12 protein-coding genes are annotated in these 13,005 nt (G+C 49.3%); 3 read left to right on the forward strand and 9 right to left on the reverse strand.

Annotated elements, in window-relative coordinates; genetic code table 11:
* Window positions 1-310: 310 nt before the first annotated feature.
* The 3 genes from ACKPVM_RS12660 to ACKPVM_RS12670 all read right to left on the reverse strand — a co-directional run bounded on the left by ACKPVM_RS12660 (window position 311) and on the right by ACKPVM_RS12670 (window position 4,786).
* On the reverse strand, window positions 311-838 hold the full coding sequence (locus tag ACKPVM_RS12660) for a 4Fe-4S binding protein (RefSeq protein WP_409309420.1): 528 nt from the start codon (window positions 836-838) through the stop codon (window positions 311-313).
* Window positions 835-2,859, reverse strand: a complete 2,025-nt coding sequence (gene aegA / locus ACKPVM_RS12665; RefSeq protein ID WP_409309422.1) for a formate-dependent uric acid utilization protein AegA — start codon at window positions 2,857-2,859, stop codon at window positions 835-837. The genes ACKPVM_RS12660 and aegA overlap by 4 nt, the downstream gene beginning before the upstream one ends.
* Before the next feature lie 421 nt (window positions 2,860-3,280).
* Window positions 3,281-4,786 (reverse strand): MFS transporter, encoded by a 1,506-nt coding sequence (locus ACKPVM_RS12670; RefSeq protein ID WP_409309425.1) that lies wholly within the window; start codon window positions 4,784-4,786, stop codon window positions 3,281-3,283.
* Window positions 4,787-4,882: 96 nt separating this feature from the next.
* Between ACKPVM_RS12670 and ACKPVM_RS12675 the strand changes: the two genes are divergently transcribed.
* Complete coding sequence (locus tag ACKPVM_RS12675; RefSeq protein WP_409309427.1) at window positions 4,883-5,437, forward strand: TetR/AcrR family transcriptional regulator; 555 nt, start codon at window positions 4,883-4,885, stop codon at window positions 5,435-5,437.
* 113 nt (window positions 5,438-5,550) lie between these two features.
* On the opposite strand, the gene ACKPVM_RS12680 is transcribed toward ACKPVM_RS12675, so the two are convergent.
* Window positions 5,551-5,958 carry a winged helix-turn-helix transcriptional regulator gene (locus ACKPVM_RS12680; RefSeq protein WP_409309429.1) on the reverse strand — a complete coding sequence of 136 codons (408 nt, stop codon included), beginning with the start codon at window positions 5,956-5,958 and terminating at the stop codon, window positions 5,551-5,553.
* An 87-nt stretch (window positions 5,959-6,045) separates the two neighbouring features.
* On the opposite strand from ACKPVM_RS12680, the gene ACKPVM_RS12685 reads away from it, so the two are divergent.
* Entirely contained in the window at window positions 6,046-6,897 is an 852-nt protein-coding gene (locus ACKPVM_RS12685) for an SDR family oxidoreductase (RefSeq protein ID WP_409309565.1), read from the forward strand.
* A gap of 99 nt (window positions 6,898-6,996) precedes the next feature.
* Here ACKPVM_RS12685 and mnmE read toward each other — a convergent pair whose 3' ends face one another.
* The 5 genes from mnmE to rpmH all read right to left on the reverse strand — a co-directional run bounded on the left by mnmE (window position 6,997) and on the right by rpmH (window position 10,815).
* On the reverse strand, window positions 6,997-8,361 hold the full coding sequence (gene mnmE, locus ACKPVM_RS12690) for a tRNA uridine-5-carboxymethylaminomethyl(34) synthesis GTPase MnmE (RefSeq protein ID WP_409309431.1): 1,365 nt from the start codon (window positions 8,359-8,361) through the stop codon (window positions 6,997-6,999).
* A gap of 80 nt (window positions 8,362-8,441) precedes the next feature.
* Window positions 8,442-10,073 (reverse strand): membrane protein insertase YidC, encoded by a 1,632-nt coding sequence (gene yidC / locus ACKPVM_RS12695; RefSeq protein WP_409309433.1) that lies wholly within the window; start codon window positions 10,071-10,073, stop codon window positions 8,442-8,444.
* 2 nt (window positions 10,074-10,075) lie between these two features.
* Complete coding sequence (gene yidD / locus ACKPVM_RS12700; RefSeq protein WP_409309434.1) at window positions 10,076-10,333, reverse strand: membrane protein insertion efficiency factor YidD; 258 nt, start codon at window positions 10,331-10,333, stop codon at window positions 10,076-10,078.
* The gene (rnpA, locus tag ACKPVM_RS12705; RefSeq protein ID WP_009115146.1) at window positions 10,297-10,656 is read right to left on the reverse strand and encodes a ribonuclease P protein component; all 360 of its coding nucleotides are present in this window, start codon (window positions 10,654-10,656) and stop codon (window positions 10,297-10,299) included. The genes yidD and rnpA overlap by 37 nt, the downstream gene beginning before the upstream one ends.
* An 18-nt stretch (window positions 10,657-10,674) precedes the next feature.
* Complete coding sequence (gene rpmH, locus ACKPVM_RS12710; RefSeq protein ID WP_004093983.1) at window positions 10,675-10,815, reverse strand: 50S ribosomal protein L34; 141 nt, start codon at window positions 10,813-10,815, stop codon at window positions 10,675-10,677.
* 791 nt (window positions 10,816-11,606) lie between these two features.
* Here rpmH and dnaA point away from each other — a divergent pair.
* Entirely contained in the window at window positions 11,607-13,001 is a 1,395-nt protein-coding gene (dnaA, locus tag ACKPVM_RS12715; protein ID WP_409309439.1) for a chromosomal replication initiator protein DnaA, read from the forward strand.
* Window positions 13,002-13,005: the final 4 nt, after the last annotated feature.

Below are 13,005 nucleotides of genomic sequence, written 5' to 3' on the forward strand. Positions count from 1 at the left end.
ATTAGGTAAACCGATTTTCCGGCTAACTCGCCTTTTTTATGACGATAAGCGCTTCCCCTGAATGTATGCAGGAGACACGTTCGTTCTTTTATCAATCCGTTTTTTATCAATCGTAGAAAAAACACAAGATGTGCTTTTATCCCTGTCCTATTTCAAGTTGCTGGTGCGTTGGTTGTATTCGTCACCCGTCCATCCGTGGGTCTTTTCCTAAAGGGCCAACACCATGTGTTGGCCAAAACGTTAACGTGTTTGTCCTGCAACTCGAATGATTTAGGGTATCGATGTGAAGGGCGGTGGCGGTATTTTATGACTAAAACAGCCTAATATCCCGGTAACCCTGTGCGGAACGCCGTTGTTTCTCATCGGTTTTTTTTCGCAACTCATCCGTTGTCACTAACCTTAACGCCGACGTTGGGCAGACTTTGACGCAGGAAGGGCTGTCAGCAACGTCAACACACAAATCACACTTATGAACTTCACTTTTTGTCAGCGCCTGCTCATTGTTTGTTTCTGCCGTGACTACCACATTTATTGCTCCGAACGGGCAGGCGATCATGCAGCTTTTACAACCGATACAGCGTGATTGAATCACCTGAATACTGTCGCGATCGCGAACTAATGCGTCATGAGGACAGACGCTGGCACAGGGTGCATTTTCACATTGATGGCAGAGGACCGGTACGCTAACGCGAGAGCTTTTTATCACTTTTAAACGAGGAAAAAAGTGTGTGGATCGCAGTTTCGCGCTATTACCATGGGTGTGTGCGACCGCGCATGCTATTTCGCAGGTTCTGCAGCCGATACACTTCTCTGCATCGGCGATAACAAATTGATTCATGGCAGCGTTTCCTCTCGGGATGAATTGAAATCAGAGGCGAGAGAGGTTGCCGGTGTTGCTGATGGACAGGTCTTTAACCCCATGGCTTCAATCATGCCCATTGCCGCTTTACGGCCATCAGCAATCGCGGTGACGACCAGGTCGGCTCCGCGTACGGCGTCTCCGCCTGCAAAAATCTGCGGGTGATTGGTTTGGCAAGGGATGTGGCCGCTGGCCGGTGCAGTAATATGTCCCCAGCTATCTAAACTGACATCCGCTTCTTCCAGCCAGGGCATGCTGTGTGCCTGAAAACCAAAGGCGGTGATCACGGCGTCGGCGGGTTGTATAAACTCGGAGCCAGGAATGGGGCGAGGGCGTCGACGTCCACTGGCATCGGGAGCGCCTAACTCTGTACGAATGAAGCTGATACCACAAACGGCTCCCTGCTCGTTCAGGCAAATTTTTTGCGGTTGCACGTTGAACATAAATTCAGCGCCTTCCTCCCGGGAATTTTTCACTTCCTTTTTTGAGCCAGGCATATTGGCTTCGTCACGACGGTATGCGCAGGTAACAGTGACCGCACCCTGGCGGACGGACGTTCGCAGGCAATCCATTGCCGTGTCTCCGCCACCCAGAACCACTACGCGTTTTCCCTCCATAGAGATATAAGGTTCTTCTGCGAGTTCGGGTAATCCCATGATGTGTTTTGTGTTGGCAATAAGGAAAGGGAGCGCATCGAAAACACCGGAAGCCTCTTCATTTTCAAGGCCTGCTTTCATTGAGCGATACGTGCCCACACCGAGAAATACCGTATCAAATTCGTTCAGGATTTGAGTGAACGAGATATCTTTACCTATTTCGGTATTTAATTGAAATTCGATCCCCATTGCGCTGAACACTTCACGGCGGTGGGTTAGAACGTGTTTATCCAGTTTGAAAGAAGGAATGCCAAACGTCAGGAGCCCGCCGATTTCAGGGTGGCGATCGAACACGACTGCCTGAACTCCATTGCGTGCCAGAACGTCGGCACAGGCCAACCCCGCAGGCCCCGCGCCAATAATGGCGGCCCGTTTGCCGCTTGGCACCACCTGCGTCATATCCGGTGTCCAACCCATTTTCATTGCGGTATCGGTAATGTAACGCTCTATGTTGCCGACGGTGACCGCTCCGTATTCTTTGCCCAGCGTACAGGAACCTTCACATAGCCGATCTTGCGGGCAAACCCGGCCACAAATTTCCGGTAGGCTGCTGGTCTGGTGAGAGAGTTCGACGGCTTCCAGAATCCGTCCTTGCTTGGCCAGATTTAATAATTCAGGAATATTGTTGTGTAGTGGGCAGGTCCACTCACAGATAGAATGTTTTCCACAAGCGAGGCAGCGATCGGCCTGATCCTGAGTTTGTTGCGGGGTGAAGCCGTGATAAATCTCATCGAAAGTGGTTTTTCGTTGAACCAACGGTTTCTTTTCCGCATCAAGTCGTGGCCAATTTTTTCTGTGATTCAGTGGGTTACGTGGCTCGGATTTGCCTGTGGGGATTGAGCGTTGCCAGTGTGAGGAAGAACGTAGTGCCATGTTTTGCTGTTTCTCACGGCGTCGGGCTTCTAATATTTGTTCGCTCACTAGCTGTAGCGCCTGTGTCGGGCAGGCTTCTACACAGGCCTGTCCCTGTGGGCGATCGGCACAAAGATCGCATTTATGGGCGGCGGCGGTGCGCGTTGTTCTGTCGGTTACCACCGACATCGCACCAAATGGGCAGGCTAATACACAGGTTTTGCAACCGATGCACTTTTCTTTAATGATTTGAATACTATCGTTTTTTCTTACCAATGCTTGCGTTGGGCAAACGCTGGCGCAGGGTGCGTCTTCACAGTGGCGACAGGTAACGGCGGAGCGTAATTCGTGCGAATTAAAAGCCTTTATCCTTGGCTGGAACATGTCTACGCTGGTTGGATACTGCTCGTCGTTGTGTGAAATCACACAGGCAATTTCACAGGCGCGACACCCCATACAGTCCTGAGCACTGACAATAACAAACCGATTCATACCCTCTCCCCACACAATATACCTAAAAGGAACACAGAGGTGACGAAGTAAGCACAGGCTGTCAGGCCGGATTTTACTGCGCACAAACACATTAAATGTAAGCGCTCACTTACATTTAGGGCGATATTCTCTGATTGTTAGCGTTCGATTTTTTGTCTGGTCACCCAGAAAGTGGTTTGGAAGGGGTTGGCAAGGATCTCGTCAGGAGAAAATACAACTATCCCCCCATTTATTACCATCCATCCTAATGATTCTGATGGACTGTTATTTTGATGTGGCGCATGTAAAAAGCGGGTTAATATTAAATCATTCGATAAAAATGTCGAATCGATTCAGTCTGTTGTGTCTCCCTTATCAGGGCTATTTTATTTGCCATTTTGAACGTGGACAGTGCTAGCACTAACGCCACTGGGATAGGCTTTTAGTGAGAATCGTGTGTGTTATAAGGCACATATTTCCGGTGACACGTTTTCCAGACGATAACCGAAGCTATCAGGAGTATTAGCGTTGCTGCGGCTAGAACGACGGAGAACCCTTTATCAAACGCGGCATGTGCTTGTAATGTGATTGCCATTCTGGCGTTTTCAGATAATGATTCAGCGAAAATGAGCGCCTCATCCAGGCTGTCATAGGCGGTTTCTGGCGCATTTATGCCAACTGGCGCAATGAAGGTTGTTGAATAAACAAAAGACAGCACGCTTCCCATTAGCGTGACGCCTGTCGCTCCGCCCAACTCATAGGAAACTTCCTCAATGGATGCCGCCATGCCAGCCTGAGCGGCTGGCGCAACATGCATAATTGTGCTGGAGGCTGCGGTCATCACGGAACCGATGCCTGCACCAAGTACCATCAGGCTGGCAATTTGTGCCCCGATTGCGGCATCGTGTAGTAACAGATAGCTTCCCATGCCCAGCCCGGAAACCAAGAGCGCGCCCGATAATAATTTTCCACTATTTACCTTGGGCAACAATTTGCCTGTTAGTGGCCCGGCAATGAGCGAGGCGATCGATAATGGAAGAACAAACATTCCAGCTTCTAATGGAGATAGCCCAGTCACTAATTGCAATCGTTGGGTAAATGCCAGCTCCATACCGATAAGCGCAGCGGCAGCCACGATGGCAGAGGCAACGGCGGCAGAGAAGGCTCGGCGACGAAAAATAGAGAAATCGATTAATGGGTATTCGCTGTTGCGTTGGCGACGAACAAAACTGGCGATAAAAGCCAAACCTATAACCAGCGCGATAACGGTATCTTGATAAGACGGTACGCGTTTCCCCATTTCTTTTATTGCGTAAGTTACGCCAATTAATCCAACCATAATCAGCAATGAACCCACAAGGTCCCAGCGGTGAGACGAATGGCCGGGATGATGTGGGATAACAATGCTTCCCACAATAATCGCAATCAGAACAACGGGGACATTGATAAGGAAAACGGAGCCCCACCAGAAATATTCAAGCAATATTCCCCCCATCACTGGCCCAAATGCGGCACCACCTGATGCAACGGATGCCCATATACCAATCGCCAGCGCTCGTTCTTTTTCATCGGTGAACGTAAGGCGAATAATAGAGAGCGTTGCTGGCATCATCATTGCTGCACCGATGGCAAGCAGCGCTCGTGCGGCAATCAGAAAATTAGGTGTCGGTGAATAGGCGGCGCATAGCGACGCGGTGCCGAAGATAACTAATCCTTTGATAAATAACGGTTTATGTCCTATTTTATCGCCCAGCGTTCCCATACCAAGCAATAATCCAGAGGCAACCAGCGCATAAATGTTGAGTATCCATAATTTAGCGGAAGCAGAGGCTTGCAGGTCATGCGTTAACCGAGGAAGCGCGGTATAAAGAACGGTCATATCAATGACGATCAGCAACAAGGCGCTTGATACGATGGCCAGAATCAGCCACTTTTTTGGTGCTTGCATTTATTCAACCTGTGAGTCGTTTTTCGTCTGTCCGATGTGGTGGTGATGATATAGAATCTCTTTTCAAATACAAACGTATTTTAAAATGGAGATGCAATGGGACGCCATAAAGTCATTAATCCGGCGACGATACTGGATGCTGCCGAGCAGATTGTCAGAACTCAGGGGATAGCAGCACTGACGATTGATGCTGTTGCAAAATCGGCGGGCATTACTAAAGGCGGAGTGCAGTCGAGTTTCGGGACAAAGGATGCCCTGATCGATGCGATGTATAAGCGCTGGGAAGGCGAGTTCGACGTAATGACTTCATCCTTAATGGGGGGAGATACCAGCCCTCAGGCACGTATTCGGGCTCATATTGACGTGACTCGTCAGGCTGATGCAGTGGAATGCGATCGTGCTGCGGGTATGATGGCCGCACTGTTAAAAATGCCAGATTATTTATTAAAATCAAAAAATTGGTATGCAACAAGGCTAGCAGGGCTGGATTTAAATACGCAGGAAGGCCGAGAGGCTCGTCTTGCTTTCCTCGCTTCTGAAGGCATATTTATGCTGCGTTCATTTGGATTTATGGCAGTGGATGATGAAACCTGGCAAGACGTGTTTGACGATATCACCGCCATGATGCCTAACCCGTCGTCTCGTGTATAGAAGATCGTAAATCGTAAGACGTATAACGACCTCATCGCTCTTGCTGAAAGAAACAAAGGAAGCGTTGGTTTTTAGTTAGCATGATATTCCCAACAGGCTGATAAAACGGTTAATCAACACGATGATATGTCGTTGATTTGTTGTTGAGCGGTGACGATATTCTCTAGATTCTCTTCAATCCAATCGGATAATCCTCTGACTTTTTCACTCACCTCTTTTCCCAGTGGTGTTAGGCTGTATTCCACATGTGGCGGTACAACAGGATAAGAGATGCGTAGGATAAATCCATCGTTCTCTAGATTTTGTAAGGTCTGTGCCAGCATTCGTTCACTCACGCCCCCAATTTTACGTCTTAGCTGGCTGAAGCGGTGCGTTCCTTCCATCAGTGCAACCAGGATTAGCACGCCCCAGCGGCTAGTAACGTGGCTCAGTATTTGCCGTGATGGGCACTTTTCAGCGAAAAGGTTGCCTTTAGACATCATGGTGGCAGAGGTATCCACATTGCTTATTTGTGCCGACATTACACTTACCTTTTTGTGCGTACTTACTTTAAGTTAGCTTTGTAGATATTATGCCAGCCTGTGTTAACCAAAGAAAGGAACTTAATGATGATCGCAATTACAGGTGCCTCTGGCCAATTAGGCCGTTTAGTGATTGAACAACTGTTAAATAACGTGCCAGCGAATGACATTCTGGCGCTGGTACGGGATGTGAATAAGGTTGCCGATCTCGCCGCTCGCGGCGTTCAGGTTAAAGCAGCTGACTACAATCAGCCAGAAGCATTGCTTTCTGCATTACAAGGCGTTGATAAAGTATTACTGATTTCCTCCAGTGAAGTGGGTAAGCGTGCAACTCAGCATCGCAATGTGATTGACGCGGCCGTAAAAGCGAACGTTAAATTACTGGCTTACACCAGTCTTCTGCATGCAGATACCTCACCGCTTGCGTTAGCGGAAGAACACAAGCAGACCGAAGCGTTATTGAACGATTCAGGTTTACCGCATGTGCTGTTGCGCAATGGCTGGTATACCGAAAACTATGCTGCCAGTATCCCTGCGGCACTGGAACACGGTGTATTTATCGGTAGTGCGGGCGAAGGAAAAATCACCTCTGCAACGCGTGAAGACTTCGCCGCCGCTGCGGTCGCGGTGCTGACGCAAGAAGGGCAAGCTGGAAAAGTTTACGAACTGGCTGGTGATGAGTCTTATACATTGACCGATCTTGCAGCAGAAATCAGCAAACAATCAGGTAAACAGATCGGTTATCAAAATCTTTCTGAAGCGGAGTTCACCGCTGCGCTGGTTTCCGCCGGACTCCCCGATGTGTTCGCACAAATTATTGCAGATTCAGATGTTGGTGCATCCAAAGGTGGTTTGTTCGATGACGGTAAGCAATTGAGCCGTCTGATTGGCCGCCCAACAACATCGCTGTCAGCCGTCGTAAAAGCGGCGCTGAAATAAGAGAGTAAAGTGACATTTAAAAAATCGGCCCAGCGATAATGTTGGGCCGATTGCATCGGCTGTAGCGTGTCATTGGAAACCATATCGGGGGAGAGCGAATCACTTCCCAATACAGAAGCTCGAAAAAATTCGTCCTAGTAGGTCATCAGAGGTGAATTCCCCCGTGATTTCACTTAGCGCTTGCTGAGCCAGTCGTAGCTCTTCTGCCAGTAGTTCGCCAGCGTAGGCGCTTACCAGCTGTTCTTTGCCTTGAATCAGATGTTGCGCAGCTTGTTCCAATGCCTGTAGGTGGCGGCGGCGAGCGATAAAACCACCCTCTGTATTGCTGGTGAAACCCATACTCTGCTTGAGGTGATCGCGCAGCGTGTCCACGCCTTCTCCGGTACGGGCGGATAATCTAATAAGTGAGTGAGTGCTTACATTTTCTATGCCGAGCGCTTCACCTGTAATATCCGCTTTGTTACGTACTACCGTAATTGGCAGGTTTTTGGGTAAGCGAGCCATAAATTCTGGCCAGATAGCTGAGGGTTCTACCGCCGATGTGGTTGTACCATCGACCATGAATAATACTCGGTCGGCTTGTTCGATTTCCTGCCAGGCGCGTTCAATACCGATGCGCTCCACTTCGTCATTGGCATGACGCAAACCGGCAGTATCAATGATATGAAGCGGCATACCATCAATGTGAATGTGTTCGCGTAACACATCGCGAGTCGTGCCTGCGATATCGGTCACGATCGCCGCTTCTCGACCAGCCAGCGCATTAAGCAGACTGGATTTCCCCGCGTTAGGTCTTCCGGCAATCACAACTTTCATTCCTTCACGCAGCAGGCTGCCCTGATGGGCTTCGGTTCTTACGGCATCTAAATCTAACATAACGCCGTTTAGCTGAGCTTCAATTTTTCCATCGGAAAGGAAGTCTATCTCTTCATCAGGGAAATCAATCGCCGCCTCAACGTAGATTCGCAGGTGAGTAAGTGCTTCCACTAGCTGATTTATGCGTGTAGAAAATGCGCCTTGCAGTGAATTTAATGCGGAGCGGGCAGCCTGCTCGGAGCTTGCATCAATCAGATCGGCAATGGCTTCGGCCTGTGCCAGATCGAGTTTATCGTTTAGGAAGGCGCGCTCAGAGAATTCGCCGGGGCGTGCAATACGCACATTCGGCAACGTCAAAATACGCTGTAGAAGCAAATCAAGAATAACCGGGCCACCATGACCCTGAAATTCAAGCACGTCTTCGCCAGTAAAGGAATTTGGGCCGGGAAACCAGATAGCAATACCTTGATCGAGTGTCGTGCCATCAGTATCCCGAAATGGCAGATAATCGGCGTGACGCGGTTTAGGAAGCTTGCCTAAAACGGCATTAGCCACGGCTGAAGCCGCCTGACCGGAAACCCGTAAAATACCTACGCCACCGCGTCCCGGTGGCGTGGCTTGGGCAACGATGGTATCGGTACTACTCATGATCTTCTCTCTGTAATTGGTTAAAAAATAAGGCGGTCAATGACCGCCTTATTTTCGTTATTGCTGTGGCAATCTGATGATTATTTCTTCTCGCGGCTATGCAAGCCACGTTTTTCTAAACCGCGGTAGATCAACTGTTGCTGGATGATCGTTACCAGGTTGCTGACGATATAGTACATCACCAAGCCAGATGGGAACCACAGGAAGAACACCGTGAAAATCACTGGCATGTAAGTCATGATTTTCTGCTGCATTGGGTCGGTCACGGTGGTCGGTGACATCTTCTGGATGAAGAACATTGTCACGCCCATCAGGATCGGCAAAATGTAGTACGGGTCTTGCGCTGACAGGTCATGGATCCATAAAGCAAACGGCGCATGACGCAGTTCGACGGAGCCCATCAACATGTAGTACAGCGCCAGGAAGATTGGCATCTGAATCAGTAACGGGAAGCAACCACCCAGCGGATTGACTTTTTCAGATTTGTACAGCGCCATCATTTCCTGGCTCATGCGCTGTTTATCGTCACCAATGCGCTCACGCATCGCCTGCAATTTTGGTTGCAGCATACGCATTTTCGCCATGGACGTGTATTGCGCCTTGGTCAGCGGATACATGATCCCACGTACGATAAAGGTGATGGCAATGATGGAGAAGCCCCAGTTACCGATGAAGCCGTGCAGGAATTTCAACAGCTTAAACAGCGGCTGAGAGATAAACCATAACCAGCCGTAATCTACGGTTAAATCTAAATGTGGTGCGACTGCCGCCATTTTGTCCTGAATTTCCGGGCCAACCCATAGCGTGGCATTCAGGTTTTGTTGGCTACCCGCGCCAACGACAAGCGGTGTGGCTTTGAAGCCGATAGCGGCCTGACCATTCCCCAGATTGCTGGTATAGAACGTATTGGCACCTGCCGTCGTCGGGATCCAAGCCGTAGCGAAATATTGCTGCAACATGGCAACCCAGCCACCGTTGGTGGTGATGTTCAGGTTCTCTTCCATATCGCTGAAGCTGTACTTCTTGTACTTATCTTCGCTTGATGAGAACGCGGCACCACGGTAAGTATGTAGCGCAAAGTTGCTGCTACCAGTATCGCGATGTTTAGGCAAATCGATGGATTGTTTTAACTGACCGAACAGTGTCAGTTCCAGCGGCTGCGCACTGGTGTTGTTGACGTTGTAGTCAACGTTTAGCGCATAATCGCCACGTTTCAGAACAAACGTTTTGGTATAGATGACACCGTCTGCCGCCGTATAGGTCATCGGAATGCGCAATTCGTCTTGCTCTTCCGCCAGCTCAAAGTGATCTTGTGTAACAGTGAACAGTGGGCGTGGGCCATTGGCCGGGTTATCCGGGCCATTCTTGCCTGTTAAGCCGCTTTGTGCCTGATAGGTGAACTCTGGTGAGGTCTCCAACAGCAAAAAGGGTTTATCTGACCCCAGAGTGTCTGGATAAGCTTGCAAATGAGCTTGTTCAATGTCACCACCACGAGTGTTGATGGTCAGAGACAGCACATCGGTTTTCACGGTGATCAGTTGACCCTGACCACTGGTCGGTACGCCCTGGTTAGTATCACCGGGTGCTGCATTCGTTGCCTGCTGTATGGCTTGCGTGGTTGCCGGCGGATTTTTGTCCGTTTCCCAGGCTTGCCAGATCATAAAGGTTACGAATAGCAGAGCGATGAGAAGAAGATTGCGTTGCGAATCCATCGTTAATGTTCTCTGTTATTGTCGGTTTTTGGCGGTACGGGATCATCACCACCAGGGTTCAAAGGGTGGCATTTTAATACGCGTTTGAGCGTCAACCAACTGCCTTTTATCATGCCAAACCTGCTTATTGCCTCAATTCCGTATTGTGAACATGTCGGCCGGAACCGACAATGTGGTCCAAGTAACGGACTGATAACGAGTTGATAGCCGCGTATCAACCCGATCAGCAGGCGGGAGCCAAACGGCAGTGCCGACGCCATAATTTTTCCAATGCTTCCGTCAACGTTCGATTATCCAGTTCAGACACCCCTTTTTTTGCAATCACTACAAAATCCATTGCAGGCAATGAATGTTGATGTAGGCGAAAGCTTTCGCGAGTCAGACGTTTAATCCGATTGCGCTCATGAGCACGTTTAACATGCTTTTTGGCGACGGTAAGACCGATGCGGGGATGCCCCAGCGTGTTCAGGCGGCCGAGAATAGTGATTTGCGGCGTGCCAGCCCGTTGTGGCTGCTGGAAGACGAAAGTGAAATGGCTGGGAGTTAACAAGCGTAACTCCCTGGGAAAAGCGAGCTTAACCACTCGGTGGGTTAGCTTTTATTACTTAGAAACGGTCAAACGAGTACGGCCTTTCGCACGACGGCGGGCCAAAACCTGACGACCATTTTTAGTGGCCATACGAGCACGGAAACCGTGGCTACGGTTACGCTTCAATACGGACGGTTGGAAAGTGCGTTTCATGGCGATTTCTACCTAAACTTGGATAATTAACGGTTTGCCCTACTGATACAGTGAGCAAACACAACTTCACAGTAAACGCGTTTGGCTACTCGGCGTGAAAATGACCGACGCCTCAATCGCATATCACAATCATATAACTGAAAGAGGCGGGATTGTAATAATTGTACAGCCCTGAGTCAATTAACATCACACTTCACATGCCAGCCATTCCAGTTATTTTTGGGATTTCTGTCTGGCTGAGCACAGAAAGCAGGCGTAGACGCGCGGGCAGAGAATTATACGGACTCTACGGCAAAGCGCAAGGATCCTCCGGCGATCTCTCCGACAAGATCATGATCGCAATCACCGTAACGATCCGTTATTGGATTTACTCTTGAATACATCTTGCGCAGAGGATGGCGATCGGATCTTTCTGATACATATTTTCGTCATACTTCAGGCGGCTTATGGGGTGGCTTAGTTACTTGGCTAACCGATGACCTCGCTATTGAGGCGGGGCTTGCGTGCAACTTGAATTATTTAGGCGATAACGCAAAGTAGCGATAAGAATAGCCTGTGGATAAAAAGGATCGAAACTGTGTAGAAGGGGAGGATCTCTTCTGCGGATTAGGTTATGATCCGCCGTCCCGTAGATGATCCTTCGTCGGGATCGTCACGGTAACCGCTTAGGCAACGCGGTGCGCCCGCTCTTCCTGTCGATCAGAGAAGAGGGGAGCCAAAATCATGAGTTACATAAATAACGTTTCTTGTTTTTTTTCTTTTTGATCGTTCTTGTTCGAGTGGAGTCCGCCGTGTCACTTTCGCTTTGGCAGCAGTGTCTTGCCCGTTTGCAGGATGAGTTACCTGCCACAGAATTCAGTATGTGGATACGCCCGTTGCAGGCGGAACTGAGTGATAACACTCTGGCTCTCTACGCCCCTAATCGTTTCGTTCTGGATTGGGTTCGTGATAAATATTTAAATAATATCAATGGATTACTTAATGATTTTTGTGGGATGGATGCCCCTTTGTTGCGTTTTGAGGTGGGGAGTAAACCGCTGGTACAGGTGATGAGTCAGCCTGTCACTCATCATAATAATGTTAGCGTGACGCCGGCACCGCAGGCGCGTTCGGCACCGATACGCCCAAGCTGGGATAATTCTCCAGTACAGGCTGAACATACTTATCGTTCGAATGTAAACCCTAAGCACACGTTTGATAACTTCGTTGAAGGTAAATCAAACCAGTTAGCGCGTGCGGCGGCACGTCAGGTGGCTGATAATCCAGGCGGTGCTTACAACCCGTTGTTCCTGTACGGCGGCACTGGCCTGGGCAAAACGCACCTGTTGCATGCGGTTGGTAACGGCATTATCGCCCGCAAAGCCAACGCGAAAGTGGTGTATATGCATTCCGAGCGCTTTGTACAAGATATGGTAAAAGCGTTGCAAAATAATGCGATTGAAGAGTTCAAACGCTACTACCGCTCCGTGGATGCGCTGTTAATCGATGATATTCAATTCTTTGCCAACAAAGAACGCTCGCAGGAAGAGTTCTTCCACACGTTCAATGCCCTGCTGGAAGGTAATCAGCAAATCATTTTGACGTCTGACCGCTACCCGAAAGAGATCAACGGCGTGGAAGATCGCCTGAAATCCCGTTTCGGCTGGGGGCTAACGGTTGCCATTGAACCGCCAGAGCTGGAAACCCGCGTGGCGATTCTGATGAAAAAAGCAGATGAAAATGATATTCGGCTGCCTGGTGAGGTCGCGTTCTTCATTGCCAAGCGTCTACGCTCTAATGTGCGTGAACTGGAAGGTGCGCTGAACCGTGTGATTGCCAATGCCAACTTTACGGGTCGCTCTATCACCATTGATTTCGTGCGGGAAGCGCTACGCGATTTGCTGGCATTGCAGGAAAAACTGGTTACTATCGACAATATTCAAAAGACCGTAGCGGAATACTATAAAATCAAGGTAGCCGATCTGCTGTCTAAACGTCGTTCCCGCTCGGTGGCGCGCCCACGTCAGATGGCGATGGCGATGGCGAAAGAATTGACCAACCATAGCCTGCCGGAAATTGGCGATGCATTTGGTGGACGCGATCATACTACGGTGTTGCACGCCTGTCGTAAAATCGAACAGTTGCGTGAAGAAAGCCACGACATCAAAGAAGATTTTTCCAATTTAATCAGAACACTATCTTCATAACACT

Source organism: Pectobacterium hainanensis (genome assembly GCF_046237015.1).
GTDB lineage: Bacteria > Pseudomonadota > Gammaproteobacteria > Enterobacterales > Enterobacteriaceae > JBJYIN01.

Excerpts from the sequence above, each read along its gene's own strand:
- ACKPVM_RS12660 (WP_409309420.1), bottom strand. The coding sequence starts at position 838 with ATGAATCAATTTGTTATCGCCGATGCAGAGAAGTGTATCGGCTGCAGA.
- aegA (WP_409309422.1), bottom strand. The coding sequence starts at position 2,859 with ATGAATCGGTTTGTTATTGTCAGTGCTCAGGACTGTATGGGGTGTCGC.
- ACKPVM_RS12670 (WP_409309425.1), bottom strand. The coding sequence starts at position 4,786 with ATGCAAGCACCAAAAAAGTGGCTGATTCTGGCCATCGTATCAAGCGCC.
- ACKPVM_RS12675 (WP_409309427.1), top strand. The coding sequence starts at position 4,883 with ATGGGACGCCATAAAGTCATTAATCCGGCGACGATACTGGATGCTGCC.
- ACKPVM_RS12680 (WP_409309429.1), bottom strand. The coding sequence starts at position 5,958 with ATGTCGGCACAAATAAGCAATGTGGATACCTCTGCCACCATGATGTCT.
- ACKPVM_RS12685 (WP_409309565.1), top strand. The coding sequence starts at position 6,046 with ATGATCGCAATTACAGGTGCCTCTGGCCAATTAGGCCGTTTAGTGATT.
- mnmE (WP_409309431.1), bottom strand. The coding sequence starts at position 8,361 with ATGAGTAGTACCGATACCATCGTTGCCCAAGCCACGCCACCGGGACGC.
- yidC (WP_409309433.1), bottom strand. The coding sequence starts at position 10,073 with ATGGATTCGCAACGCAATCTTCTTCTCATCGCTCTGCTATTCGTAACC.
- yidD (WP_409309434.1), bottom strand. The coding sequence starts at position 10,333 with ATGGCGTCGGCACTGCCGTTTGGCTCCCGCCTGCTGATCGGGTTGATA.
- rpmH (WP_004093983.1), bottom strand. The coding sequence starts at position 10,815 with ATGAAACGCACTTTCCAACCGTCCGTATTGAAGCGTAACCGTAGCCAC.